Raw genomic sequence first — 26,629 nt, forward strand, 5'->3', positions numbered from 1 at the left:
GGGATAAAGAAGGGATAAAGAAGATTGCCATAATTTTTTTGAACAAGACTATTTTTTACTATGAATATTATACTGGCACAGCAGAATTATCATATTGGCAATTTTGAGAAAAACATTGCCAAGATCATTGAAGGAATCAACGCTGCAAAAGCCAAGGGCGCAGACCTTGTGGTGTTTACGGAATTATGTGTTTGCGGCTATCCTCCCCGTGATTTCCTGGAATTTGAAGATTTTATTGCGCAGAGTTATCGTGCTATTGATGTGATAAAGGCGCATGCTACAGATATAGCGGTGTTGGTAGGTGCGCCTGCCCGTAACCCGCAAAGGGATGGCAAAGACCTGTTTAATGCTGCCTGGTTTTTATATGAAGGAGAGGTGAAACAGGTGGTACATAAAACACTGCTGCCTACTTATGATGTGTTTGATGAGTATCGTTATTTCGAGCCATCCTACGAATGGAATATTATTCCTTTCAAAGGTAAAAAGCTGGCGGTAACAATTTGTGAAGATATCTGGAACCTGGGAGATAATCCGCTGTACCGTATCTGTCCGATGGATCAGCTGATTGCGCAGGAGCCGGATGTGATGATAAATCTGTCTGCTTCTCCGTTTGATTATGATCATGATGAAGACAGAAAAGAGATTATTCTCGCCAATGTATTGAAATACAAGATCCCTATGTATTACTGCAATGCCGTGGGATCTCAGACGGAAATTGTATTTGATGGGGGCTCTCTCATTTATGATGCACAGGGAAATATTGCAAAAGAACTGCCTTACTTCCAGGAGGCGATTGATGGGATGTTCCTGGACGCGCTCACTGGTAGTGACTTGCCGCCGGTAAAGCCTGCTGAATTTACGCCGCTGACGGAACTGGTATTTGATCATAATATTGACCGCATCTATGACGCATTGGTCATGGGGATCCGTGATTATTTCGGGAAGATGGGCTTTACCAAAGCCATTCTGGGATCATCAGGCGGTATAGACAGCGCCGTTACTTTGGCTATTGCCTGCGATGCGCTGGGAAAAGAAAATGTAAGGGCCATACTGATGCCATCTCCCTACTCTACCGAACATTCTGTAGATGATGCGGTGGCTTTATCCAAAAACCTGGATAACCCTTATGATATTATCCGTATCAATGACATTTACGAAAGCTTCCTGACCACGCTGGAGCCCTATTTCAAAGGATTGCCTTTTAACGTGGCGGAAGAAAATACACAGTCCCGCATACGCGGTAACCTGCTGATGGGACTGTCCAATAAGTTTGGATATATTCTCCTGAATACGTCTAACAAAAGCGAGTTATCTACCGGCTATGGTACCTTATACGGAGATATGGCCGGAGGATTGTCTGTTTTGGGAGATGTATATAAAATGCAGGTGTATTCCCTGGCCCGTTATATTAACCGGCACCAGGAAATTATACCGGTGAATATCATTGACAAAGCGCCGTCTGCAGAGTTGCGTCCTGATCAGAAAGACAGCGACAGCTTACCGGATTACGCTATACTCGACAAAATCCTGTATCAGTACATAGAGCGCCGTCAGGGGCCACGGGAAATAGTAGCAAAGGGCTTTGACTCCGCTTTGGTTTCGCGGGCCTTAAAGATGGTCAACACCAATGAATACAAACGGAATCAATTCTGTCCTATTATACGGGTATCTTCCAAAGCCTTTGGTGTAGGTAGAAGGGTACCGATAGTAGGGAAATACCTAAGCTGAACCAGCTTTAAGCCATTAGCTTTTAGCTTTTAGTAAATGCAGCGGAGATGATGTTTTGTTAATCTCAGCTGCATTTACTAAAAGCTAAAAGCTAATGGCTAAAAGCTATTTTAATATCTTTGCTAAAATTTGATCATACAACATGTTACAAGTACCGTTTATACGTCAAAATAAAGAATTAGTACTGGAGCGTCTGGCTTTTAAGAACTTTAAGGAGCTGGATGTAGTGGAAGAAGTGCTGGCACTGGACGACAAGCGTAAGAAGTTAACCCTTGAATACGATGATACACAGGCGCAGGTAAATAGTTTATCCAAAGAAATAGGTAAACTGATGGCGCAGGGAAAGAAAGAAGAGGGAGAAGCACAACGTGCTGCAGTAGCGGCATTGAAAGAGCGCCTCGGACCGGTGAATGATGAATTGAATGCCACTGAAAAAGCATTGCATGATACGCTGGTGAAATTGCCTAACCTACCTGCATCTATCGTTCCTGCCGGTAAAACACCAGAGGAAAATGTGGAAGTGCGCAGTGGTGGTAAAATTCCGGACCTGTATGATGGTGCCGTTCCTCACTGGGATCTGGCCAAACAGTACGACCTGATTGACTTTGAGTTAGGAAATAAAATCACCGGCAGCGGTTTCCCTGTTTTCAAAAACAGGGGTGCCCGTTTGCAACGCGCACTGATTCAGTATTTCCTGGATTACAATACCAGCAATGGATACACCGAATATGCACCGCCTTACCTGGTGAATGAAGCATCTGCCTACGGTACCGGTCAGCTGCCGGATAAAGAAGGACAGATGTATCATGCCACAGAAGATAACTACTATCTCATTCCTACGGCAGAAGTTCCGGTGACTAATATTTACCGGGATGAAATCGTAAAGGATACAGATCTGCCTATCAAAATGACAGCCTATACACCTTGCTTCCGCCGCGAAGCAGGATCTTATGGTAAAGATGTACGCGGATTAAATCGTGTACACCAGTTTGATAAAGTAGAAGTAGTACAACTGGTGCATCCGGATAAATCTTACGAAGCCCTGGACGAAATGGTGGCGCATGTGGAAACCCTGCTGAATCAGCTGCAACTGCCTTATCGTATTCTTCGTTTATGCGCAGGCGATATGAGCTTTACTTCTGCGATCACCTACGATTTTGAAGTATACAGTGCTGCCCAGCAGAAATGGCTGGAAGTGAGCTCTGTGAGTAACTTTGAAGCCTATCAGACCAACCGTATGAAAATACGTTTCAAGGAAAATAATGGTAAGCCACAGCTGGTACATTCCCTGAATGGCAGCTCTTTGGCATTGCCGCGTATCCTGGCCTGCCTGCTGGAAAACAACCAGACCGCTGAAGGTATACATATACCAACAGTGCTGCAGAGCTATTTCGGCAGCCATATGATATAAGTAGCATTACGAATTAAAAATTACGAATTACGGATTTGTGTGGAGATAGAAGCGAGTATTGATCTTCTCGTTTACCATCTACTCACAAATCCGTAATTCGTAATTTTTAATTCGTAATTCTTCCTCAAAGCACCCGTTCTCATGAAACATTTTCTGCCCAACGGCGACGAACTCATCATTCGCCCTCCCGAAATTAAAGATGCCGCCGCTTTGCTTGCCAGCTTTCAGCGCCTGACCCGGGAAACGGATTACCTGCTTTTTACGCAGAAAGAGTCGTTGGAGCTGGATGTCACCTCTGAGGAAGATTATATTCAATCCTACCTGGACAACCCCAATCAACTCCTGCTGGTAGCCACCGTAAAAGGCCGTATTATAGGGTCTATCAACGTCAATCACAGTGGACTTCATAAAAAGGCACATACCGCGGAAATGGGTATTGCGGTGGAAAATCAATGGAATAATATGGGCATAGGCCGCCGCCTTATTACCGCCATGCTACGCTGGGCAGAAGAACGTCCGGGACTGCACATGATTTATCTCCATGTTTTTTCACCCAATGAAAAAGCCATGCAGATATACCGCAATTTCGGCTTTATGGAGTGTGGACGCCTGCCACAGGCCATTGCTCAGAAAAACGGGGTCTATGCCGACCTGGTGACTATGTACCGGCAGATAAAACCACTGCCATAATTTCTCCCGAATACGATTAATTTTAAGGTTTAAATGAAACAGCATGGATCGATATGACCGTCAGACCCGGTTGGAAGGATTTGGGCCTGAAAAACAAGCTTTACTGCAACAGGCGAAAGTACTCGTAATAGGTGCTGGTGGCCTCGGTGTGCCGGTATTGCAATACCTTACCGCGATGGGGGTGGGGACGATCGGGATTGTAGAACATGATACCGTGAATGTAACCAACCTGCAAAGACAAGTACTCTATACCACGGCGGATCAGGGCATCTCTAAAGTGCAACTGGCAGCCTCCCGCCTGCAACAGCTGAACCCGGAAGTATCACATGTTATACACGATACCTGGCTGACTACAGAAAATGCACTGGAACTATTCCGTGCTTACGATGTAGTAGTAGACTGCTCAGATAATTTTGGTACCCGTTACCTTGTCAATGATGCCTGCGTGATTACCGGTAAACCACTGGTGTATGGCGCTATCTACAAATATGAGGGACAGGTAAGTGTATTTAATTACCAGGAAGGGGCTACCTATCGCTGCATTTTCCCGGAAGCGCCGGAAAGCGGTGAAATGCTCAACTGTAATGATATTGGCGTACTGGGTGTACTACCTGGACTGATAGGCTGTTACCAGGCCAATGAAACAGTGAAAGTGATTACAGGTATTGGCACTCCGCTCCGTAACCAGCTAATGACCATAGATACTCTGCATAATACCCAGATGGTATTTAATATTACGCCGGTAGCGGCCAACCGTCAGATTACGGCACTGCAAAATAATTATCAACAAACCGTTTGTGAAATGGAAGGTGTACAATCCTTATCTGTGCAACAACTGCAGGAGTGGCTGCGAAGCAGTACCCGCTTTATGTTGCTGGATGTAAGAGAAGAGGATGAGTGGGAAATATGTCATATACCGGGGTCCTTGCATATTCCGATGGGACGTGTATTGCAGCAGACAGATGCCTTGCCGGCGGAAGCACCTATTGCGGTGATTTGTCACCATGGCATGCGTAGCCGGGCGGTAGCACAGCGTTTAACAGAACTCGGTTTTAACCGGGTATATAATGTAGAAGGTGGCATTCATGCCTGGGCTAGTGTAATAGATGATCAGATGCAAACTTACTAACCGTGATCACAGAACTCTGTTTACTTTTTTTCCTGGTAGCATTGGCCTATTCTGCTGCCGGTTTTGGAGGTGGCTCCAGCTATCTGGCTATCCTGGCGCTGTGGAGCATAGATTTTCAGCTGATGAAATCCACTGCATTGTTATGTAATGTAGCCGTAGTGGTGGGTGGCGTTTATCACTTTTATAAAAGCGGACATCTGCCTTTGAAAAAGGCCTGGCAGCTGTCGCTGGTGAGCGTGCCGCTGGCTTTTCTGGGTAGTTACCTGCCTATGAAGCAGGCTACGTTTTTCCTGGTGTTGGGTATTGCGCTCACGCTGGCTGCCCTGGTAATGTGTTATCGCTTGTTTTTTGAGCGGGAGGAGCCCATTATCCCTGCTGAAAAGGGAAATGGGGTGGTATACGGTATTATTGGTGGCGCCATTGGATTACTATCCGGGATGACGGGTATTGGCGGCGGCATTTATTTGTCGCCGGTATTACGTTTGGGCAAGTACGACACGGCAAAGAATATCGCCGGACTAAGCAGCTTTTTTATCCTGGTAAATTCTATCGCCGGTTTAGCTGGTCAGGCCGCAAAACATGCAATCGTATTTGATCTGAAGTTTACAGGACCACTATTACTGGCCGTTATTGCCGGCGGGCAAATAGGTGCGCTGTTGAGCGCGAAAGTGCTGAAACCCAGGTGGGTAGCAGGTGCTACTGCGGTGTTGATTTTATATGCCGGCGTAAGAATGCTGATAAAGTAAAGCGGGTATTTGTTAATATAAAAGAGGATTTTCAATAGCCGGAGCCGGCAACGATCAGTGGCTGGCTTTATCCACCGATGATGGACATGCTTTCCATATTTTTTTCGGTGTGCTGCTGTTCTGCTTCAAATCCATTGGCAAACCGTGCATGTATGGCGGTTTGTATAGCAGGTAACAGTCCTTGTGCGTCATGCTGCAACATTTCTTTTATGTTCAATACATCATTCCCGTAGAGGCATGTTTTCATACTACCGGTGGCGGATATACGAAGCCGGTTGCAGGTACCGCAAAAAGTACGACTGTAGGCGGGAATAACGCCAATATTGCCTTTATGGCCGGGGATGTGATAATTGAGCGATGTAGAATGGGGGGCGTCGTTTATTTTCTGCAGCGGATATGTTTCACTGATAGTATCCAGTATTTTATGATAGTTCCAGGTGATACCAGAGAATGAATGTCCTTGTCCGTTAAACGGCATTTCTTCTATGAACCTTACTGAAAGCGCGTTGTCGCGGGTAAGTGCAGCGAAAGCGATGAGCTCATCTGTATTTACATTTTCCATCACTACCGCATTGATTTTTACCTGCATGTTATGCTGCAGCAGGCTTTGGAGTGTATCCATTACTGTAGTGAACCTGTTGCGGCGCGTTATCTGTACGAAACGTGCTGCCTGCAAAGTATCCAGACTGAGGTTGATGTTGGTGATCCCCAGTTGATGCAGTGCCGGAATATGCCGTTGTGTAAGTACGCCATTGGTGGTGATCGCAATTTCTTTGATCCCGGGTATTACTTTTATTTTTTCCAGCAGTGTCATCAAGCCTGGCCGTAGAAAGGGCTCTCCACCAGTAATTCTTACTTTGGAAATACCTGCTGCTGCGAGTATTTGCAGCAGGGAGATGATTTCATGATCGGTCAGTAATGCTGCTTTATGTACAAAATGCATATTTTCCGGCATGCAGTAGGTGCATCGGAGATTGCACCGGTCTGTTACCGACAGTCTAACGTAATCGATGGTACGATGATGAGCATCCGTGAGCATTTTTATCAGCAGTTTTGGCCGGCCATTGGATTATCGAATGACTGACTTTCGTCTTCGTTTCTCTCTGTGAGGCATTTAAAATCTTTTTCTACCAGGATTTTTAGTTCTGATCCGTCCGCATTGGGCAGAATGAGTTCAAATCCTACCTGCTCCGGTGCATACCAGTCGGCCAGGCGTGCAAGGGGTACCAACAGGTGAACACCGTCCTGTTCCAGTTTAATGATGGGATCCGTGATTTCCTTACCGCGTACGCAGAAATGGAGGATGCCGGCACCAATATGGGTGATAGATTCCACTTTGCCGGTAGTTTCCAGTAGTTCTATATCCGTTTTGTCCAGGCGATATCTGATGCTATTACCTCTTAACCGTATTTTCATGAAAAATGATTTAACTGCCGTATTAAAATTACTACTTTATCGGGGCTATATTGTAGTTTTAACCAACAATTTAACGAGTATGGGGATATTACTGTTTGGAGCAGCAAAGGATATTGCTGGTGTACCGGTGTTGGAGAAACCTGCACATATCACGGATGTGGCGGCGCTGAAGGCATGGCTTTATGAAGTGTATCCTTCCCTGCAACAGCTCAAATCCATGATGATAGCGGTAAACAGGGCTTATGCCACGGATGCGCAGCTGATTGGCGCCCGGGATGAAATTGCCGTAATACCGCCGGTAAGTGGGGGTTGAGGTGGACTTGATGTGGGGATGAGGTGGACTTGATGCGGGGATGAGGTGGACTTGATGTGGACTTGAAATGATGGAGTAAAGGGAGATAAAGTCCCATAAAACCTGGTTTTTAGTATTTATAAGATGGAAGTATTAATAAACATTAAAGAAATCATTACTGTGCAGGAAGCACTGGACTTTATACAAGCGCCGGAGTGCGGTGGAGAGGTTATTTTTGCCGGTACCGTACGAAATCATACCAAACAAAGGGAAGTTCTTAAACTCTACTATGAATGTTATGAAGCCATGGCAATATCTGAGATGCAGAAAATAGCCGGGCAGGTGCAGGAAAAGTGGGATATACAGAAGCTGGTGATGCTGCATGCAGTAGGAGATAAATATCCGGGAGATATAGCTGTAGTGATAGCGGTAGCCTCCGCGCACCGCGGTATTGCCTTTGATGCCTGTGAATATGTGATAGATACCCTTAAAGAGACGGTGCCTATCTGGAAAAAGGAATTTTTTGCAGATGGGGAAATTGTCTGAGCATTTTTAAATGTGCTCTCCTATAAAAGGCATCCCGATTTACAGCCCTAAGTTTGAAAGTACCGTTGCTTTTTCCTCTGGTGTATTTGCATTAAATTGCTCGGTGGCATATGGGTTTTGCAGCAAAGTAATATCCATGTTCAGCATGGTTTTGCGCGGACAATTTTTCCCGGCGATCACATTTTGCTGCAGTGCGGCTAATCCGGTGGGCTCCCAGATGGCGATCAGAGGCTCTGGCGAATCATTAAAAGGGCTTATAAAAGAAGTAGCTGATTTAGTGGCATCCCTTGATTGAATCAGTAATTCCAGGCTTTGTTTGCTGAGCAGGGGCAGGTCGCAGGCGAGTACCAGCCAGGCTGTTGCGGGTTGTCCTGCATGGGCACTGAGCAGTCCGGCAGAAGGTCCGCCGGAGGAAACGCTATCCGGTATCAGATGCGGATACGCGGAAAAGTTATCCTGCTGTTCTGTTCTGCATGAAATATATACTTCTGCTAAAAAAGATTGCAATAGCGTTACCAGGTATTGCCATTGCGGCATGCCATGATAAGCAATGCTGCTCTTATCTTCCTGCATGCGGGTGCTGAAGCCACCGCATAGCACCAGTCCTTTCAAAGGAGGCGTATTACCTTGTATAGTCATGTTTGCCACCTGTTTTGCTGATCAGTTTGGTTTCTCTGATAACCATATCCTGCGTGAGTGCTTTACACATATCGTAAATGGTGAGGGCTGCTAGGCTGGCGCCGGTGAGGGCTTCCATTTCCACACCTGTTTTACCCGTGGTTTTAACAGTGCAGCGGATAACTGCTTCTGTTTCTTCGAGTTGTATTTTTACATCACAACCATCCAGTAGTAAGGTATGACAAAGCGGAATAAGCTCCGGTGTTTTTTTTGCTGCCATAATTCCTGCAATGATAGCGGTTTGAAATACACCACCCTTGCGGGTTTGAATGTCCTGTCCCTGGAATTGGTCCAGCACTATCTGTGGTAAAAAAACACGACTCTCGGCAACGGCTATACGATAAGTATCCGATTTGCCGCTGATATCTACCATTGCCGGCCGACCGCTTTCGTTCAGGTGAGAAAAACCACCACTTGATTCATTGGACATAAAAGCATAAATTTAAACAAGTTCACCTTCCACAAAAGTAATTCAAAATGATGTTGACTGTTGCTGCTGCATTTAAGGCTGTCATACAAACTGTGCGGGACCTGGGTACCGAAACGGTGCCTTTTGAATCCGCCACCGGCCGTATTTTGCGGGAGTCTGTACTGGCCGACAGGCCTTTCCCGCCATTTGACCGCATCACCATGGACGGTATTGCTGTTAACTACGACAGCTTTGCCCGGGGGCAACATATTTTTGGCGTGGAAGACATACAGGCTGCGGGTATGCCGCAGTTGCAACTCTCCAATACGGCTAACTGCATAGAAGTGATGACAGGGGCTATTCTGCCGGAAATGACAGATACCGTTATTCCTTACGAACACCTGACCCCCTCTGAACACGAAGGTTTTCGCCGCTTCACCGTACATAAAGCCGTAAAAAAAGGACAAAATATTCATAGAATAGGATCTGATATTGCCACCGGCGCTGTACTCATCCCTCCTGGTACCTTGATAGGGCCTGCAGAAGCGGGTGTATTAGCTACTGTAGGTAAAACTAATGTGCTGGTCAGCAAACAGCCCAGGGTGGTACTCATTGCCACCGGTAATGAACTGGTACCTGTGCACACTACCCCGGCGCTTCACCAGGTCCGTATGTCTAATGTATACAGTATGCTGGCGTCATTAGAGCAGATGGGTATTAAAGCCCGTTACCTACATCTGAATGATGAAGCCGAAGAAATGCGGGAACAGCTGCAATCATTACTGGAGGAAACAGATATCTGGATCAGTTCAGGCGCAGTGAGTGCAGGTAAATTTGATTATCTCCCTGCTGTTTTACAGCAACTGGGTATGCAACAGGTTTTTCATAAAGTACAGCAAAGACCTGGAAAGCCTTTCCTGTTTGGGCGTTTCAATGAAGGTCCTGTCGTGTTTGCCCTGCCGGGCAACCCTGTTTCAGGATTTATGTGTTTTTACAGATATGTACAGCCATGGATACAGTCTGCTATGGGCGCTACTTTACAGGAACCTTGCTATGCGCAGTTATCAGAGAAAGTTATTTTTGATGCAGCACTGGAATATTATTTGCCGGTAAAACTGCAATCAGAACCCGATGGCAGGATGATCGCTATTCCGCAACCCTATCAGGGTTCCGGCGATCTGGCCAGTTTGTTGAAAGCAGATGCTTTTCTTACGTTGCCATCGGAAGAAAATGTTTTTGAAAAAGGAAGCACCTACCAGGTATGGCGCTTTCGTTAGGCAATAATCAAAGGATCGGAGGTTTTATACAACGATAAAGTATACACGCTGATGAAGAGATATTTCTTTGCCGTAACCCATAACGGCAATATTAACCCGCCGGCGCTGGAATGCTTTGATACTAAACCATATAGCTCACAACGATTCCGTATATACGCAAAGAAGTAAATGTTCTGCTTGCCAGAACAGCGAAACAAACAATAGCTGATCCTTTAAACCCGCCAGACATTTGGCAGTCTTATCATAAATAATTTGCTTATGGCCGAAGTTGTCCACAAAACCCAATTACAACATCTTGCCTGGCGCGCTGGCTTTGGAGAAACCCTCCCCGTTATCTCAGACTGGGAAAGTAGAAGGCGAAAAGAAATTGTGAATAAGGTGCTCATTGGCCCTGTAAAGAAACCGCCGATATCGGTGGATGTAGTGGCTGTTAGTGATCTTCCGGATTACCGGAAGCTTAAAACCATGACACCCGAAGAAAGGAAAAATTTGCGGGAGATGAATAACCAGGGCATTAAAGATCTGAATGTAGCCTGGGTCACTGCGATGATAAAAAGTGAGCATCCGCTGCGTGAGAAAATGAGTCTTTTCTGGCATGGTCATTTTGCGTGTCGTACACAAAATATATTATTTAACCAGCAATTGCTGGCGGTTATACGTGACAATGCGCTGGGAGATTTCGGCGACTTGCTGAGTGCAGTGTCCAAAAGCCCCGCGATGTTGCAATTCCTGAATAATCAGCAAAACCGTAAGCAACATCCCAACGAAAACTTTGCACGCGAAGTGATGGAGCTCTTTACGCTGGGAAGGGGTAACTATTCCGAACAGGATGTGAAAGAAGCGGCGAGATCATTTACCGGATGGGGTTTTGATGAAGGAGGTACGTTTGCATTCCGCGATAAACAACATGATGACGGTATCAAATCGTTGCTGGGGAAAGAAGGGAATTTTAATGGCGATGATGTACTGAAAATACTGCTGGAGCAAAAGCAGACGGCGAAATTTATTACTACAAAAATCTATAAATATTTTGTCAGCGAAACACCTGATGAAGCACGTATTGCAACGTTGTCTGAAAAGTTTTATCACTCGGGGTACAACATAAAATCGTTGATGCGGGAAATCTTTATGGCCGACTGGTTCTACGACAGCAGCATCGTTGGTAATCGTATTAAATCGCCCGTGGAGTTGCTGGTGGGTATTCGCCGGGCAATTCCCATGACTTTTGAAAAAGAGGAAACTATGTTATTGTTCCAGCGGGTACTGGGACAACTCCTTTTTTATCCGCCCAATGTGGCCGGCTGGCCAGGGGGACGTAACTGGATAGATAGTTCCAGCCTGATGTTCCGCCTACGTGTGCCACAGGTGATTTTATATTCTCAGGCATTTAATGTGATGCCGAAAGAATTAACACCGGAAATGGGAGAAGGCGGTAATTATAAAATGACTTTGCAGATCAATGATTTTCTCAAACGGCAATTTGCCAAAAAGGTAAATGCAACGATCGATTGGAGTCCTTATATACAGGGATTCAGCGATGTGCCCCGGGAAAATCTGGCCAACGAAATTGCCGGCATATTGCTGCAACAAACCAATCAGATTAACCGGTCTATGCTGGAGAAATATGCAGACAGCAGTAGCCGGGACAACTATATTAAAACGGTGACCATTGATGTGATGAGTACGCCGGAGTACCAATTGTGTTAGCTTTTGGCCTTTAGCAGTTAGCTTTTAGCTGGTTGCCAACAGATCAAAAAGTCAACAGCAACATAACGACAAAACGCAGTTCGCCGGAGCTGACTGCTAATGACTAATAGCTAAAAATATTATATGCTGATTCTTAACAGGCGTCGTTTTTTACAGGTGGGCTCGCTGGCTTCGGCTGCAGTGATGATGCCCAAATTCCTGAAAGCGTTGGAGAGAGGAGCACTGGTTCCTCCCGGCAACAAGATATTGGTGATTATACAATTGTCCGGTGGCAATGACGGACTTAATACCATCATACCCTATCGCAATGATATTTATTACAGCTCCAGGCCATCACTGGGTATCAAGAGAGAAGCGGCATTAGCATTGAATGATGACCTGGGTATACATCCTGCATTAAAAGGATTAAAAGCATTGTATGATGATGGATCACTAGGCATACTGAATAATGTAGGATACCCTAATCCTGATCGTTCACATTTCCGTTCCATGGATATCTGGCATTCCGCCAGTCAGTCAAATGAATACTGGTCTGATGGTTGGATAGGGCGCTATCTGGATGCGCAATGCAAAGGCTGTGATAAACCAACACAGGCACTTGAAATAGATGATACCCTGAGTCTTGCTTTAAAAGGAGATAATGATAAAGGGCTTGCCGTGACAGATCCAACGCGGCTCTTCGGGACCAGCAACGACCAGTATTTTAAAGAGCTGTTGCAACAGCATCCTGCCGGTGATGATCATCACAGCAACGTGGATTACCTGTATAAAACCATGGGAGAAACTATTTCTTCTGCTGCTTATATTCAACAGCAATTCAAAACGTATAAGTCGACCGAAGCTTATCCCAATACAGAGCTGGGTAAAAATCTGAGAACCATTGCCAACCTGGTGATGTCTGATATCAATACAAAAGTTTACTATGTATCGCATGGTAGTTTTGATACGCACGTAAATCAGCAGGATCAGCAGGCGCGGTTGTTTGGCCAGCTAAGCGATGCCCTGACGGTATTTACCGGCGACCTTAAAAAGAACAACCGTTTCCAGGATGTAGTAGTGATGACCTTTTCGGAATTTGGCCGTAGGGTGAGTCAAAATGCCAGTGGTGGCACCGATCACGGCACTGCAAACAATATGTTTTTGGTAGGCGGGGGATTAAAGCAGCCAGGATTTATCAATGAAGGCCCTGATCTGATGAATTTAAAAGATGGTGATCTGCAATATAAAGTGGACTTTAAGAGTGTATATGCCACCTTGTTAAGCAAGTGGCTGGGGGCGGATGACCGGGAAGTGCTCCGGATGCAATATCCGCACATGGAATTTATTTAGAGCTTTTAGCCGTTAGCTTTTAGCTTTTAGCAAAATGCAGGGGAGACCAGTATATACTGGTCTCCCCTGCGTTTGTTATCAATATTCATCTCCGCTGCATTTTGCTAAAAGCTAACAGCTAACGGCTAAAAGCTCTACTGGCTTACCTGTGTAATGATAGCTCTGAAATTACCATCTCTTACAGCTCTGGGTCCACCGGCGCCGGTGGTTTCTTTCAGTGTACCGGTAAAGGTACCTTCTACAGTAACGTTGTCTATACGTGTAATAGTGATATAAAAATCGGTACTTCCTTCTGAAGTGAGGGTGGTATAAGTACTGGCCAGCATCATCAGCATGCTGTTTCCTTTTTTAGTGGCCGCATACACACCTGCTTTAAAGGGCAGGGCGGCAGTAGCCAATGTAAAGGATACCTGGTCTCCTCCATAGGTTTGGCCAGTGAGCTCCATCTTGGGATAGTCATTATCCGGATTCTCATCTGTAAGGTTAGGTACGTAAATGGTGCCTTTGGGGCTTTCTGAAAGATAGATTTTGTTATCTAGTTTCATTGATATAAATCTGCGCTGGAGGCTATCGTCTTTTTTATCCTTTCCACAGGAAATGCTCAGCAATGTGATGGCGCTGAGCAGTGCGGTAATTAATATACGCATAGGTTATATTATAAACAGTTTTAATTATTCCGCGACTAAATTAAACATTTAAATACAAAAACGGATGCCGGTAATGGATTGTTACACCCAGTTACCGGCATCGCCCTTATCTTGAAAAGTTGGCTAATTAGCTTTACGTGCGGTGCGGTACAGGTACCAGCCCATAAACGCAAAAAAGGCGCAACCTATTATATAATAACCTCCCTGACCCAGGATATTGGTAAGTACTTCCTGGTTATTTAATTTGGCGAGTACCTCCGCAGACTTGTCGAAACCAGCCAGGATGGCGATGATAACGCCCGCCACTGCCCCACCGGCTACCAGCCCTGTAGCAAAGAGATTACCTTTACCCAGTTCTTCTTCTTCCGGAGAAACCTTTTTGTTGGCTTTCTTTTGTTTGTAGTCTACCAGGCCACGGATGGCACCACCGGTGAAGATTGGAAGTGTAGTAGACAACGGCAGGTAAGCACCTACCGCAAAAGAAAGAGAGTTTACACCACACAGTTCCATGGTAATAGACAGGAATACACCTACCAGCACAAATTGCCAGTCGAGGTTAAATGACAGGATTCCCTTGGCCAGTGTAGCCATGAGCGTGCCTTGTGGTGCAGGATAGTAGGAGCTGCCAATCGCATGATCTATTACACCATGCTTTATCATGTCTGCCGTAGGCTTATCTAAAAACTTTACTGTTAAACCAATAACGATAGAAGATACGATAGCGCCAATAAACAATGCTAACTGCTGATACATAGGCGTTGCGCCCACAATGTATCCGGATTTCAGATCCTGTGAAGTACCACCGGCATTGGCGGCAGCGATACAAATCATACCACCTACTACCAGGGCCATAGGCTCATATACTTTACCAGTCCAGCCTACTGCAATAAATACCAGGCAGGTCCCCATCAGCGTAGCGATGGTCATACCCGAAATAGGATTGTTGGAAGAGCCAATCAGGCCTACAATACGACTGGATACTGTTACGAAGAAGGCGCCAAATACCACTACCAGTAAACCTACCAGTAATTTTTTGCCGATAGAATCGCCTGGCAGCTGTGGCAGAAAAGCCATCAGCAGAATGAGGGCAAGACTACCAAAGAGTACCACTTTCAGGCTAAGGTCTTTTTCTGTTCTGGGTATACTTCCTTTTGTACCGGCGTTTTCAGAGCCATCTTTTATAGCACCTAAACTTCCTTTGAAAGAAGATATAATAGTAGGTATTGTTTTCAGCAGTGTGATGAAACCACCGGCAGCCACTGCTCCGGCACCAATTTGTCTTACATACGCATAATATACTGCTGCAGAATAGTCTGTAAAGGTATGGGTGAGCGGATTCCAGTTACCTTGTCCGCCTGGTGTTTGCAGGTTGGCCAGGTAGCCTATTTTCACCAGTTGGGTAGCAATAGTATCTGCGGGCAGCAGGGAAGCCAGCAACGGAATGAGTGCCAGCCACGACAGCACACCACCAGCTACCAGTACTCCGGCAATACGGGGTCCGATAATATACCCAACTCCCATGTACTCAGGTGTGATGTCAGCGCTGATTTTGGCAGAAGGGAAAAATTTACTGGCCTGTTTGGTCATGTATTCCGGTGTTTCCGCAATCACATGCAGGATCTTTTGAAAGATGGCATAAGCAAAGGCAAAACCGAGTCCATAGAAAGCTGTTTTGGCAAAGTCGCCGCCCTTCTCTCCTGCTATGAGTACGTCGCCACAGGCGGTACCTTCCGGATAGGGTAAGGTTTTATGTTCTTTTACAATCAGTGATTTTCGTAGTGGAATCATCATCAGCGTACCCAGGATACCTCCAAAGATGGCCAGGATGAGGATGGTAAAGTAGTTGAAGAACTGGGTGCCACCGCCGTCACTCAGGAATAAGAAGCCCGGGAGGGTAAATACTACACCGGCAGCAATGGATTCCCCTGCGGAGCCGGTCGTCTGGATAATATTGTTTTCAAGAATGGTGGTGTTGAAAAATTTTCTCCCTAAAGTAATAGCAATAACGGCAATAGGAATAGAAGCGGAAACGGTGAGACCCGCTTTCAGCGCCAGGTATACGGTAGCTGCGCCGAAGATAATACCGAAGATACAACCCAATAAAATAGACTTGAGTGTAAACTCCTTCATTTGTACGCCAGGTGGAACAAAAGGCTTGAAATTGTTGTCAGACATAAATGTATTTATAATTTACAGGTAGAATGTTGTACTATTTAATATAGTGAAAATACCGCATTAGTCGTGCAATGATACTAAATAGTCATATAGTTATACCACAGTATTAATATAAACGGTTCGCATAAAAAAAGAGGGAAGTGGATTTAAATCCGCTTCCCTCTTTCAATTATATGGTATTGTGCTTATCTAACGCCATGCATCCATTTTTTCAGGAAGCTGTTAGACAGGAACAATAGAACGGCAGCAGCACCTGGCAGGATCACAAACACCATGAAAAATTCATAGAGGTTGTGAATAGTGAAACCTGCAAAAGTAGGGTAATGTGCAGCCAGTTTAAGTTCGTGTAATTTATCAAGTTGTTGTGCGGTGGCGCTAATAGTACCATCCAGTATGCCTTTCAGGTCGATACCGTTTTTGGTAGCCAGCTCGTATTTGTCCATAGTAGGTGGAAGCAATGCGCCGAGGGTACCAGCCAGCGCGTAACCGGCGGCATTGGCCAGGAACCAAACACCCATCAGCAAAGAGGAGAAACGGTGAGGAGCCAGTTTAGACACCAGTGATAAGCCTATTGGGGATAAGCACAATTCACCGAGGGTGTGGAACAGGTACATCAGGATCAACCAGCTTACACCCAGTTTTTCACCAGCGCCCAGACTTTTCATTTGAATGGCAATGATGAAAAAGCCCAATGACAGCAATGCCAGTCCCAGTGATTGTTTTACCGGAGAAATCGGTTCCAGGTTGCGTTGTTGTAATTTCAGCCATAACCAGCTGAAAGGCAATGCAAATACGATGATAAAGATAGAGTTGGCGTTTTGTACAAGGCTTGGCGGCATGTCCCATCCAAAAATGCGGCGATCAGTTTGATAGTCGGCTATGAATGTGAGGGAGGATCCCGCCTGTTCAAAACAAGCCCAGAAGAAGATTACAAAGAATGCGACAAAGTAGATCACAGTTATTCTTTGTCTTTCTACTTTGGTAATAGATTTATCGGTAAGGATCAATACAGCAAGGCTGATACCAGCGGCATATATAAATGGATATATCCATGACTTGATTGGATTGGGGTCGATAGACAGGTAGTGAATACCGAAGAAGAGTACCACCATTAACACAAGTACGCCGAAGATAGCAGTAGTAGTGAAGTTGGCTTTGTCTGCTTCACCGCTGGCGGTAGTGCCGGTAGATTTGGAGAAGTCGGGTTTGCCGCCGATAGCTTCACCTGCAGGCGTTACTACATATTTATCTTTCAGGAAGTAAAAGAGGATGGTGCCAAGGAACATGGCGATACTGGCAGCGAGGAATCCCCATTTGAAGGCGCTAACCACTCTTACTCCAGTGGCTTCTATTTTCACATCGCCGAGGATAGGACAAATAGACATACCCAGGAAGGCGCCCATGTTGATGCCCATGTAAAAGATGGTAAAGGCAGAATCGAGACGGCTGTCATTTTTTGGATACAACTGACCCACCATAGAAGAGATGTTGGGTTTGAAGAAGCCATTACCTATAATGATTATAAAGAGTGCAAGCCATACGATCATTTTGGCGGTTTCGACGTTTGTGGCGTATAGGATGCCGCTAAGTACCATGAGCAATTGCCCGGTACCCATTACAAAACCACCTAATATAATACAGTTTCTGTTACCGAGGTAGCGGTCAGAGATGTAGCCACCCAGCATAGGGGTCAGGTAACATAATCCCAGGAAACCACCATAGATGATAGAGGAATCTGCTTCAGAGAAAGCCAGTGCATTTACCAGGAAGAGCGTTAACAACGCCCGCATACCATAAAAATTAAACCGTTCCCACATTTCCGTGGCAAATAATACGGAGAGCCCTTTAGGGTGGCCCTTCTGCGAGGCAATAGGGGACTCTTGTGCAACAGCAGTTTGCATCATAAATTGGTTAGTTTTAGCAATAGTTGTTTAGATTTCGAGAACCTTTAAATATGGCAAGTTAAATAAATTCGGTTATCTGCGTAAAAAAATGGTATAAATGCTCATTTTTTGCGCTTTTTTGATCTTTCTTTGCACTTTCTTTCGCATCTGCATTTATTAGGCAATTCATATGAACATACTATTACTTGGAAGTGGTGGTCGGGAACACGCACTGGCCCTTAAAATGTCACAAAGCCCGCTTTGCGGTCAACTGTTTATTGCTCCGGGGAACGCCGGTACCGCCCAATGCGGTAAGAACATAAACATGGGGGTGAGTGAGTTTGAAAAGATAAAGTCCTTTTGCCTGGACAATGCTATTGACCTGGTGATGCCTGGTTCTGAAGAGGCCCTGGTGAACGGGATCTATGATTTCTTCAAAAAGGATGCTGCCCTGCAACATATCCCGGTAATGGGTCCTTCACAGGAAGGTGCACAGCTGGAAGGAAGTAAGGCATATGCCAAGCTTTTCATGGAGCGGAACAACATTCCTACCGCTGGTTACCGTGAGTTTAACGTTGATAACTATGAAGAGGGAGTTGCTTACATTCAGCAGCACTCCTTACCAATCGTATTAAAAGCAGATGGATTGGCCGCCGGTAAAGGGGTGATCATCACTTCTTCTTACGAGGAGGCGGTAGCAGAATTTCAGCAAATGATTAAGTCTGCCAAATTCGGTGAGGCCAGCAAAACAGTGGTGATAGAAGCGTTTCTGTCTGGTATTGAACTGTCTGTCTTTGCCATTACCGATGGGCATTCCTATAAAATATTACCTGAAGCAAAAGATTACAAACGTATAGGAGAAGGTGATCAGGGGCTGAATACCGGTGGTATGGGCGCCGTATCTCCGGTACCATTTGCGGATCCTGTCTTCATGAAAAAGGTAGAAGATCAGGTGATCAGACCTACGATAGCAGGCTTGTCTAAAGAGGGAATTGTGTACAATGGCTTTGTCTTTTTTGGCCTGATTAATGTAGAAGGGGAGCCTTTCGTGATTGAGTATAACTGTCGTATGGGCGATCCGGAAACGGAAGTAGTAATGCCCCGTTTGAAAAATGATTTACTGGAGTTGTTCAATGCGGTAGCATCCGGCCAGCTGAATGAACAGACTATTTACGCCGATGAGCGTGCTGCAGCTACGGTAATGCTGGTATCAAAAGGATACCCTGAAGCATATGAAAAGAACAAGGTGATAAGTGGTATTCCGGCTCCAACGTCCGACCAGATTGTTTTTCATGCCGGCACCCGGCAGGAAGGCGATGAGGTACTGACCAATGGCGGTCGTGTATTGTCTGTTACTTCACTGGCTGCTAACCTGTCGATGGCATTGGCTCATTCTGTGCAAACAGCAGAGCAGATTACCTTTGAAGGCAAGGGTTATCGCCGTGATATCGGATTCGAATTTGTATAGTGATTTAGCGATTAGCTGTTAGCTTTTAGCAGCAAGGGATGTAAGCGGTAGTGAACCACTAAGATCCTAAGACACTAAAAGCCAACAGCTAATGGCTAAACGCGAACTGTTGATAGGAGAATACTACAGTTGGGAGGACTGGTACAGGACAATTGAAAAGCGGGACTTGTAAAGGCGTAATTTTAGGCAGTAGGAACAATTAAAACGGGGATATCCCGTTCATCTGGTCGGAGCATAAAGAGAGCAGTTACTATGCCGTTTGCACAACAAATAACTTTTTTTAATATTTAGCTGTATTATTGCAAGAATATCCATTTTTTGCATCGTATATTCGTTGGAATTATTCATTTTTGCATTCTAATTTTTGACCGTATCAACAATGGGATTTTTTAATTTTTTAACGCAGGAAATCGCGATTGATCTTGGTACAGCGAACACGCTGATAATTCATAATGACCAGGTGGTAGTGGACGAGCCTTCCATTGTAGCGATAGAACGGGCTAGTGGCAAAATTGTGGCAGTTGGAAAGAAGGCCATGATGATGCACGAAAAAACACACGAATATCTTCGTACTATACGTCCCCTGAAAGATGGCGTGATAGCGGATTTTAATGCCGCAGAGGGAATGCTCAGGGAACTCATAAAAATGGTTTATCCAAAGAAACCATTATTTGCTCCAAGCTGGCGGATGGTGATCTGCATTCCTTCCAGTATTACGGAAGTGGAAAAGAGAGCCGTGCGTGACTCTGCTGAACAGGCAGGCGCGAAGGAAGTATACCTGTTGCATGAGCCGATGGCAGCTGCACTGGGTATTGGTATCGATGTGGAAGAACCGGTAGGTAATATGATCATTGACATAGGCGGTGGTACCACCGGTATTTCTGTGATTGCCCTGGCAGGTATTGTTTGTGACCAGAGTATCCGTATTGCCGGTGACGAGTTCACTGCTGATATCATGGAAGCCCTGCGCCGCTATCATAGCTTGCTGATCGGTGAAAGAACGGCAGAACAGATCAAAATACATATCGGATCTGCCCTGAAAGAACTGGACAACCCACCAGATGATATTCCTGTTAATGGACGAGATCTGGTAACAGGTATCCCCAAACAAATCATGGTATCTTACCAGGAGATTGCGGAAGCCCTTGACAAATCTATCTTTAAGATCGAAGAAGCCATCCTGAAAGCGCTGGAAACAACGCCTCCTGAGCTGGCATCAGATATTTATCGTAGAGGTTTATACCTGACCGGCGGCGGTGCTTTACTGCGCGGACTGGATAAACGTCTTACCCAAAAAATCAAACTGCCTGTGCATGTAGCGGACGATCCGTTGCGCGCTGTGGTAAGAGGTACTGGTATTGCGTTAAAGCATGTTGGTAAGTATCCGTTCCTGATGCAATAAAACTATTTTGATATTTACGGATTTGGAGATGTTGGTCAAACAACGTTGAAAAGTCCGTAAATCTCTAAATCTCAAAACCAGTGCGCGCTTGTGCGAAATTTAATCATTTTCTTTAGGCGATACTTTAACTTCTTCTTATTTCTGCTGCTGGAAGTGATTTGTCTGGTATTGGTGTTCCAGCATAATAATTTTCAGCGAACAGCCTACCTCAGTTCCGCTAACGATGTCAGCGGTAAGTTATATGACAAGTATAATAATGTGCAGTACTACTTTCACCTGAAGTCGACCAACGATAGCCTGGTGAACGAAAACATGCGACTGCATAATGCCCTGCGAACCAGTTACGACAGCATGATTACCACCAATGGGGTGAAAATCGATACGGTTCGTCAGTACAGCGATGATACTACCCATAAAGTCATAGGCACACAGATCCGCCGCTATGAATACTTCTCTGCAAAAGTGATCAATAACTCTATCAATAAACCTGTTAACTACATTACCATTCACCGCGGCAGCCTGCAGGGTATCCGTCCTAACATGGGCGTTATCAGCAGCAGTGGCGTAGTAGGTGTGGTAAGAAGTGTGAGTGATAACTATTCTGTGGTACTGTCCATGTTGTCCAAATCCAATTCCGTATCCATCAGTGCCCGTCTGGGACAAGGGAAGGAAATGGGATCTGTACACTGGGATGGTGAAGATGCGGGCTATGCGCTGTTGAAAGATGTACCCAAAAGTGCAAAGATCCACAAAGGTGATACAGTAGTAACCAGCGGTTTCTCTGCCCTGTTTCCTGAAAATATTCCTATCGGTTATGTGGAAAACATTGCTGTAGGAGATAAAGCCAGCACCTCGTTTACTATCCGGTTGAAATTGGCCACCAATTTCTTTAACCTGCAATATGTGTATGTGATAGAAAACCTGCTGAGAGATGAACAACAACGATTGGAAGATTCAACGTATAAGTTGATTAAATGAGTATACTGTTAAGAAATATAATCCGCTTTGTGCTCCTGTTGCTGATACAGGTGTTTGTGCTCAATGAAATATTGCTGCATCAGCTGGTGAGCCCATATCTATACATGCTTTTTATACTGGCACTGCCCTTTAATCTGCCACGCCCGGCGCTGATGCTGATGGGGTTGCTGATGGGGCTTGCATTGGATATGTTTATGAATACTCCTGGTATGCACGCTGCAGCCTGTGTATTCATCGCTTATCTGCGCCCGTTTATTATCAATATCCTATCGCCACAGGGTGGTTTTGAAACTACCCAGAAAACGCCGTCCATGACCAGCATGGGCGTATCGCAATTTCTCATCTATGCTGCGATCCTGGTATTCCTGCACCATGCTGTCTTTTTTTCACTGGAAGTATTTGGTACGGGCAATGTACTATACCTTTTAATGAAGATCGTTTTTTCAACACTGGCCAGTCTTTTCCTGATTGTACTGTATGAATTGCTGTTCTTCTCGAAGAAATAGTTTCTGCTTTTTAACGTAGGTTTGTAACTTAAATATATCCGTCCTTAATAGCATGTCAGTATTTAATCAGCCCAGGAAGAGAGTAATACAGATGATTATACTTGGGATGGTAATTCTGATCATCACCAGGTTATTCTTTCTGCAAATCGTCGAGAAGAAATACGCCAAGCTGGCGGATGCCAACGCCGTGCTGCGTAAGGTTATATATCCCAGTCGTGGTATCATTTACGACCGGCAAAACCGTAGTATCCTCGGCAATGACGTATTGTACGATCTCGTAGTAACTCCTGCCAGCGTAAAGAGCATCGATACCGGCTATCTCTGTAATATCTTAAAAATAGATAAAGACGAATTCAAAAAACGTATTATCACCGCCATCGTTAAAAACGGGCGGGTAAGACAATCCGTTTTTGCTCCTCTGCTGGCACCGGAAGTATTCGGTCAGCTGCAGGAAAGCATGTACCTGTTTTCTCCCGGCTTTGAACTGGTGCCCAGGCAAATCCGCTCCTACCCTTATGCTGCTGCAGCCAACATTCTCGGGTATATTGCGGAAATCTCTCCGGCCATGTTAAAAGATACTGCGAACTATAGCTCCTACAACTCCGGTGATTACCTCGGTTTCACAGGTTTGGAGAAAACCTATGAGCCCGTGCTAATGGGACAACGCGGTATACAATACCTGATTAAAGATAATCTCAACAGACCACAGGGTGCTTACGAAAACGGGGAATTTGATAGTGCTGCGATAGCGGGTAAAAACCTCCGCCTCTCCCTGGATATAGAATTACAGGTACTGGGTGAAAAATTAATGAAGGGTAAATCGGGTAGTATCGTAGCCATAGATCCGCAAACAGGCGGCATCCTGGCCATGGTGAGTGGTCCGAGCTTTGACCCTAACCTGCTTACAGGTCCGTACAGAAGCGCCAACTTCAGCAAACTTTATACAGATACCACTAAACCACTCTTTAACCGTGCCATCCAGGCTACCTATCCTCCCGGCTCTACTTTTAAGCCAATGATAGCCCTGGTAGGACTGGATGAAGGGGTTATTACTCCCAGCTTTGGTTACCCCTGCGGAGGGGCTTATTATGGTTGTTCACGACCTATCAAGTGTGAGCACCATGATGCCGGACACGCCGCCAACCTGCGACTGGCACTATCGCACTCCTGTAACTCCTATTTTTCGCATGTATACCGCTTAAGCGTGGATGCCGGCAAATTCGGAGGAATTAAAGTAGGTGGTATGCAGAAGTGGGCAGATTATATGAATAACTTTGGCTTTGGACATAAAATAGGCGTTGATATTCCCAGTGAAGGGCGCGGACTAGTACCAGATAAAAAGTACTATGACGCACGCTACAAAGGCAGTTGGAATTCCTGTACCTCCGTATTCCTCGGGATAGGACAGGGTGAATTGTTGTTAACTCCCCTGCAAATGGCCAACGCCATGTGTATTGTAGCCAACCGTGGTTCCTACTATATTCCTCACTTTGTAAGCAGTATCGATAACGACAATACCCATCTGCTGGATAAGTACAAGCAGAAACACGAAGGAGCGCATATTTCTGATTCTGCCTACAGTGCGGTAATTCACGGTATGACAGATGTGGTGGAAAGTGGTACCGGACGTATTGCACAGATTGAAGGGATTACCATTGGTGGTAAAACCGGTACAGCAGAAAACTATGGTATCGTGAATGGTGTCAGGGTTAAGTTGAAGAACCATGCCATGTTCGTGGCCTTTGCACCTGCCGAGCATGCCCGTATAGCCATTGCCGTAGTCGTGGAAAATTCGGGTTTTGGTGCAAAGTATGCGGCGCCTATTGCCAGTTTGATGATGGAAAAATACCTGAAGGATAGTATCTCTACTAAACGTCAGCCGTTGTTGAAGAGTGTAATGGAAACCGTAACAATAGATCCGGCAATGTTGGCGAAATCGCACCTGGACTCATTGAATAGTAATGCCATCATCAAGAAAAAGAAGCCTTAACCAATCATCGAATAAACCGATTAATTTATAATGAACCGCTCGCAAGCCAAACTGACACAAGGGATAGACTGGCCAATAGTTGGCCTGTACCTCGCATTGGTGATCATCGGCATTATGTCCATTTTTGCTGCGGAATACCGGGGGGATGACAATGTATGGCAGGATATTATTCATCCTGGTAAAAACTATTCCCGTCAGTTGATCTGGCTGGGGATATCGTTGGTACTGGCGGCTATTATCTGGCTTACGGACAGTAAGTTTTTTACAGCCACTGCTAACCTGGCGTATGCGGGAGGGCTACTACTGTTGTTATTGGTACTGGGAATAGGTAAAGACGTAAAAGGGTCGCATTCCTGGCTGGTGATCGGCGGATTCCAGTTTCAGCCGGCGGAGCTGACCAAACTATGTACTAACCTTGCACTGGCCAAATACCTGTCATCGCAGGAAACCGATTTTACCAAACTACGATCGCGGCTTATTGCGGCGGCGCTCGCACTTATACCTGCAGGCATCATCATCTTGCAGGATGAAACAGGATTGGCGCTGGTATACTTTTCCTTCTTCCTCGTGATGTACCGGGAAGGGTTACCTGGTGTGTTACTGGTGATTGCATTTTCGGGTATCGTACTCGTATTGTCGGCCCTGTTAGTGGACCGAACGGTGCTCTTTTCCATATTTACCGTCATTACCGCACTGGTCATCTATTTCAGCCGGCGCGAAATAAAGCGAAAGCGATCGAGGCTCGCAGTGATCCTTGGCGTGTATGCTTTCTGCGCCCTGTTTGTGATGTTTATCGTTCCTTTTGCATTTACCAAAGTACTGAAGGACTACCAGGTACGCCGTATTGAAGTAATGCTGGGTAAAGAGAATGATCCCAAAGCGACTTATAATACCCGGCAGAGTATGATTGCGATTGGCTCTGGTGGATTCTGGGGTAAGGGATACCTGAAAGGTACCCAGACCCGCTACGATTTCGTACCTGAACAGAGTACTGACTTTATCTTTTGTACAATAGGGGAAGACTTCGGCTTCTTCGGAAGTGTGATATTCCTGGCTATTTATGTGGCGCTGCTTTTCCGGATCATTTTTGTGGCGGAGCGACAGCGATCGACATTTACGCGAGTCTATGCCTATGGGGTCGCGAGTATCATCTTCTTCCATCTGGCCATTAATATCGCTATGACTATCGGTCTGGCGCCGGTAATCGGGATTCCTTTGCCGTTAGTAAGTTATGGCGGGTCATCACTCATGACGTTTACCATGTTGATATTTATATTACTTCGCCTGGACGCAGACAGGCAGATGGTATTGAGATAGCTTTTACAGTTGGCTTTTAGCCTTAAGCAAAAATGCAGTGGAGATGGCAACATCTTCGCTGCATTTTTGCTTAAGGCTAAAAGCCAAAAGCTAGTATCTTTGCAAAATGGCACGTATTATTCCATTATCAGAAGGGTCATTTACCGTAGACGGGACCAAGAAATTCCTTCCCTTTAAGCTGGGAACAGATAGCATGCAGGATCGCCCGCATGGTTCATTACTGGTAGAAATACAGCCGTTCCTGGTAATCACTGACCGTGATTATATTTTATTCGATACAGGTCTGGGATTTCGCAATCCGGATGGCGTATTACAAATTCATCAGCATCTGATAGATCATGGCATTAATCCCATGGAGATTACCAAAGTGCTGATGAGTCATTTACATAAGGATCATTCCGGTGGTGTATCTTCAGAAGATCCCATTACCAGGGAGCGCACCCTTACTTTTCCCAGTGCTACCTACTATGTGAATAATGAGGAGATGTTGTATGCATTGGAGCATTCTGGTAAATCGTATCTCGCAGAAGACATTATATTATTACAGCAACGCGATAATGTGGTGTTTACTACCGGCGATGGCACTATAGATGATTATATACACTATGAGGTTACCGGGGGCCACTGTCCTTATCACCAGGTATTTTTGATAGATGACGGAGAAGATAAAGTGTTTTTTGGAGGAGATGTGGCGCCACAGATATCCCAGATGAAAAGTCGTTTTGCGGCCAAATATGATTATGATGGCAAGCGTAGTATGGAGCTCCGGCAGGAATTCCTGGAACGTGGTAAGCAGGAAGGCTGGACGTTTCTATTTTATCATGATACCAAAGAACCTTTTGCGAAGTTCTGATAACTTTAGCGGAGGGGCTTAACAGACAAAAGACCATCCGCTAAAATCCATT

Annotated in this window: 24 protein-coding genes; 17 read left to right on the forward strand and 7 right to left on the reverse strand. The window is 45.4% G+C overall.

Annotated elements, in window-relative coordinates; genetic code table 11:
• The first annotated feature begins 60 nt into the window (after nucleotides 1-60).
• From AB4Z08_RS08130 to AB4Z08_RS08150, 5 genes are all read left to right on the forward strand, one after another.
• Entirely contained in the window at nucleotides 61-1,728 is a 1,668-nt protein-coding gene (locus AB4Z08_RS08130; protein ID WP_441573226.1) for an NAD+ synthase, read from the forward strand.
• Between the two features lie 142 nt (nucleotides 1,729-1,870).
• Entirely contained in the window at nucleotides 1,871-3,139 is a 1,269-nt protein-coding gene (serS, locus tag AB4Z08_RS08135) for a serine--tRNA ligase (RefSeq protein WP_441573227.1), read from the forward strand.
• Between the two features lie 141 nt (nucleotides 3,140-3,280).
• The gene (locus AB4Z08_RS08140; protein ID WP_441573228.1) at nucleotides 3,281-3,829 is read left to right on the forward strand and encodes a GNAT family N-acetyltransferase; all 549 of its coding nucleotides are present in this window, start codon (nucleotides 3,281-3,283) and stop codon (nucleotides 3,827-3,829) included.
• Between the two features lie 43 nt (nucleotides 3,830-3,872).
• Nucleotides 3,873-4,958, forward strand: coding sequence for a ThiF family adenylyltransferase (locus AB4Z08_RS08145; RefSeq protein WP_441573229.1), 1,086 nt, complete (start codon nucleotides 3,873-3,875; stop codon nucleotides 4,956-4,958).
• 2 nt (nucleotides 4,959-4,960) lie between these two features.
• Nucleotides 4,961-5,704 (forward strand): sulfite exporter TauE/SafE family protein, encoded by a 744-nt coding sequence (locus AB4Z08_RS08150; RefSeq protein WP_441573230.1) that lies wholly within the window; start codon nucleotides 4,961-4,963, stop codon nucleotides 5,702-5,704.
• 67 nt (nucleotides 5,705-5,771) lie between these two features.
• Here AB4Z08_RS08150 and moaA read toward each other — a convergent pair whose 3' ends face one another.
• Both moaA and AB4Z08_RS08160 read right to left on the reverse strand, forming a co-directional pair.
• On the reverse strand, nucleotides 5,772-6,743 hold the full coding sequence (gene moaA, locus AB4Z08_RS08155) for a GTP 3',8-cyclase MoaA (protein ID WP_441573231.1): 972 nt from the start codon (nucleotides 6,741-6,743) through the stop codon (nucleotides 5,772-5,774).
• Between the two features lie 5 nt (nucleotides 6,744-6,748).
• The gene (locus AB4Z08_RS08160) at nucleotides 6,749-7,120 is read right to left on the reverse strand and encodes a DUF7009 family protein (protein ID WP_441573232.1); all 372 of its coding nucleotides are present in this window, start codon (nucleotides 7,118-7,120) and stop codon (nucleotides 6,749-6,751) included.
• Nucleotides 7,121-7,199: 79 nt separating this feature from the next.
• Here AB4Z08_RS08160 and AB4Z08_RS08165 point away from each other — a divergent pair, with 79 nt between their 5' ends.
• Both AB4Z08_RS08165 and AB4Z08_RS08170 read left to right on the forward strand, forming a co-directional pair.
• Nucleotides 7,200-7,433 carry a MoaD/ThiS family protein gene (locus tag AB4Z08_RS08165; RefSeq protein WP_441573233.1) on the forward strand — a complete coding sequence of 78 codons (234 nt, stop codon included), beginning with the start codon at nucleotides 7,200-7,202 and terminating at the stop codon, nucleotides 7,431-7,433.
• A 123-nt stretch (nucleotides 7,434-7,556) separates the two neighbouring features.
• A complete protein-coding gene (locus AB4Z08_RS08170; protein WP_441573234.1) occupies nucleotides 7,557-7,958 on the forward strand; it encodes a molybdenum cofactor biosynthesis protein MoaE in 402 nt (133 codons plus the stop codon).
• Nucleotides 7,959-7,997: 39 nt separating this feature from the next.
• Here AB4Z08_RS08170 and AB4Z08_RS08175 read toward each other — a convergent pair whose 3' ends face one another.
• Both AB4Z08_RS08175 and moaC read right to left on the reverse strand, forming a co-directional pair.
• Nucleotides 7,998-8,597, reverse strand: a complete 600-nt coding sequence (locus AB4Z08_RS08175) for an NTP transferase domain-containing protein (protein WP_441573235.1) — start codon at nucleotides 8,595-8,597, stop codon at nucleotides 7,998-8,000.
• Nucleotides 8,581-9,066, reverse strand: a complete 486-nt coding sequence (moaC, locus tag AB4Z08_RS08180; RefSeq protein ID WP_441573236.1) for a cyclic pyranopterin monophosphate synthase MoaC — start codon at nucleotides 9,064-9,066, stop codon at nucleotides 8,581-8,583. Before moaC ends, AB4Z08_RS08175 begins: the two co-directional genes overlap by 17 nt.
• 47 nt (nucleotides 9,067-9,113) lie before the next feature.
• Here moaC and AB4Z08_RS08185 point away from each other — a divergent pair, with 47 nt between their 5' ends.
• From AB4Z08_RS08185 to AB4Z08_RS08195, 3 genes are all read left to right on the forward strand, one after another.
• Nucleotides 9,114-10,322, forward strand: coding sequence for a molybdopterin molybdotransferase MoeA (locus AB4Z08_RS08185; protein ID WP_441573237.1), 1,209 nt, complete (start codon nucleotides 9,114-9,116; stop codon nucleotides 10,320-10,322).
• Nucleotides 10,323-10,580: 258 nt separating this feature from the next.
• Entirely contained in the window at nucleotides 10,581-12,029 is a 1,449-nt protein-coding gene (locus tag AB4Z08_RS08190) for a DUF1800 domain-containing protein (protein ID WP_441573238.1), read from the forward strand.
• A gap of 123 nt (nucleotides 12,030-12,152) precedes the next feature.
• Nucleotides 12,153-13,358: a DUF1501 domain-containing protein gene (locus AB4Z08_RS08195; protein ID WP_441573239.1), complete on the forward strand. Its 1,206-nt coding sequence runs from the start codon at nucleotides 12,153-12,155 to the stop codon at nucleotides 13,356-13,358.
• 134 nt (nucleotides 13,359-13,492) lie between these two features.
• Here the strand turns inward: AB4Z08_RS08195 and AB4Z08_RS08200 are convergent, their stop codons facing one another.
• From AB4Z08_RS08200 to AB4Z08_RS08210, 3 genes are all read right to left on the reverse strand, one after another.
• A complete protein-coding gene (locus AB4Z08_RS08200; protein ID WP_441573240.1) occupies nucleotides 13,493-14,005 on the reverse strand; it encodes a hypothetical protein in 513 nt (170 codons plus the stop codon).
• A 123-nt stretch (nucleotides 14,006-14,128) separates the two neighbouring features.
• Nucleotides 14,129-16,180: an OPT family oligopeptide transporter gene (locus tag AB4Z08_RS08205; RefSeq protein WP_441573241.1), complete on the reverse strand. Its 2,052-nt coding sequence runs from the start codon at nucleotides 16,178-16,180 to the stop codon at nucleotides 14,129-14,131.
• A 185-nt stretch (nucleotides 16,181-16,365) separates the two neighbouring features.
• Nucleotides 16,366-18,084 carry a peptide MFS transporter gene (locus AB4Z08_RS08210; protein WP_441573242.1) on the reverse strand — a complete coding sequence of 573 codons (1,719 nt, stop codon included), beginning with the start codon at nucleotides 18,082-18,084 and terminating at the stop codon, nucleotides 16,366-16,368.
• A gap of 169 nt (nucleotides 18,085-18,253) precedes the next feature.
• On the opposite strand from AB4Z08_RS08210, the gene purD reads away from it, so the two are divergent.
• The 7 genes from purD (at nucleotide 18,254) to AB4Z08_RS08245 (ending at nucleotide 26,577) form a co-directional block, all read left to right on the forward strand.
• Nucleotides 18,254-19,531: a phosphoribosylamine--glycine ligase gene (gene purD, locus AB4Z08_RS08215; protein ID WP_441573243.1), complete on the forward strand. Its 1,278-nt coding sequence runs from the start codon at nucleotides 18,254-18,256 to the stop codon at nucleotides 19,529-19,531.
• A 364-nt stretch (nucleotides 19,532-19,895) separates the two neighbouring features.
• Entirely contained in the window at nucleotides 19,896-20,933 is a 1,038-nt protein-coding gene (locus AB4Z08_RS08220) for a rod shape-determining protein (RefSeq protein WP_441573244.1), read from the forward strand.
• Nucleotides 20,934-21,023: 90 nt separating this feature from the next.
• Nucleotides 21,024-21,911, forward strand: coding sequence for a rod shape-determining protein MreC (mreC, locus tag AB4Z08_RS08225; RefSeq protein ID WP_441573245.1), 888 nt, complete (start codon nucleotides 21,024-21,026; stop codon nucleotides 21,909-21,911).
• Nucleotides 21,908-22,417 carry a rod shape-determining protein MreD gene (gene mreD, locus AB4Z08_RS08230; RefSeq protein ID WP_441573246.1) on the forward strand — a complete coding sequence of 170 codons (510 nt, stop codon included), beginning with the start codon at nucleotides 21,908-21,910 and terminating at the stop codon, nucleotides 22,415-22,417. Before mreC ends, mreD begins: the two co-directional genes overlap by 4 nt.
• 52 nt (nucleotides 22,418-22,469) lie before the next feature.
• Nucleotides 22,470-24,407 (forward strand): penicillin-binding protein 2, encoded by a 1,938-nt coding sequence (mrdA, locus tag AB4Z08_RS08235; RefSeq protein WP_441573247.1) that lies wholly within the window; start codon nucleotides 22,470-22,472, stop codon nucleotides 24,405-24,407.
• A 30-nt stretch (nucleotides 24,408-24,437) separates the two neighbouring features.
• A complete protein-coding gene (rodA, locus tag AB4Z08_RS08240) occupies nucleotides 24,438-25,724 on the forward strand; it encodes a rod shape-determining protein RodA (RefSeq protein ID WP_441573248.1) in 1,287 nt (428 codons plus the stop codon).
• A gap of 106 nt (nucleotides 25,725-25,830) precedes the next feature.
• Nucleotides 25,831-26,577 (forward strand): MBL fold metallo-hydrolase, encoded by a 747-nt coding sequence (locus AB4Z08_RS08245; RefSeq protein WP_441573249.1) that lies wholly within the window; start codon nucleotides 25,831-25,833, stop codon nucleotides 26,575-26,577.
• Nucleotides 26,578-26,629: the final 52 nt, after the last annotated feature.

Origin of the sequence: Chitinophaga sp. RAB17 (assembly GCF_052114225.1) — a bacterium.
Lineage (GTDB): Bacteria > Bacteroidota > Bacteroidia > Chitinophagales > Chitinophagaceae > Chitinophaga.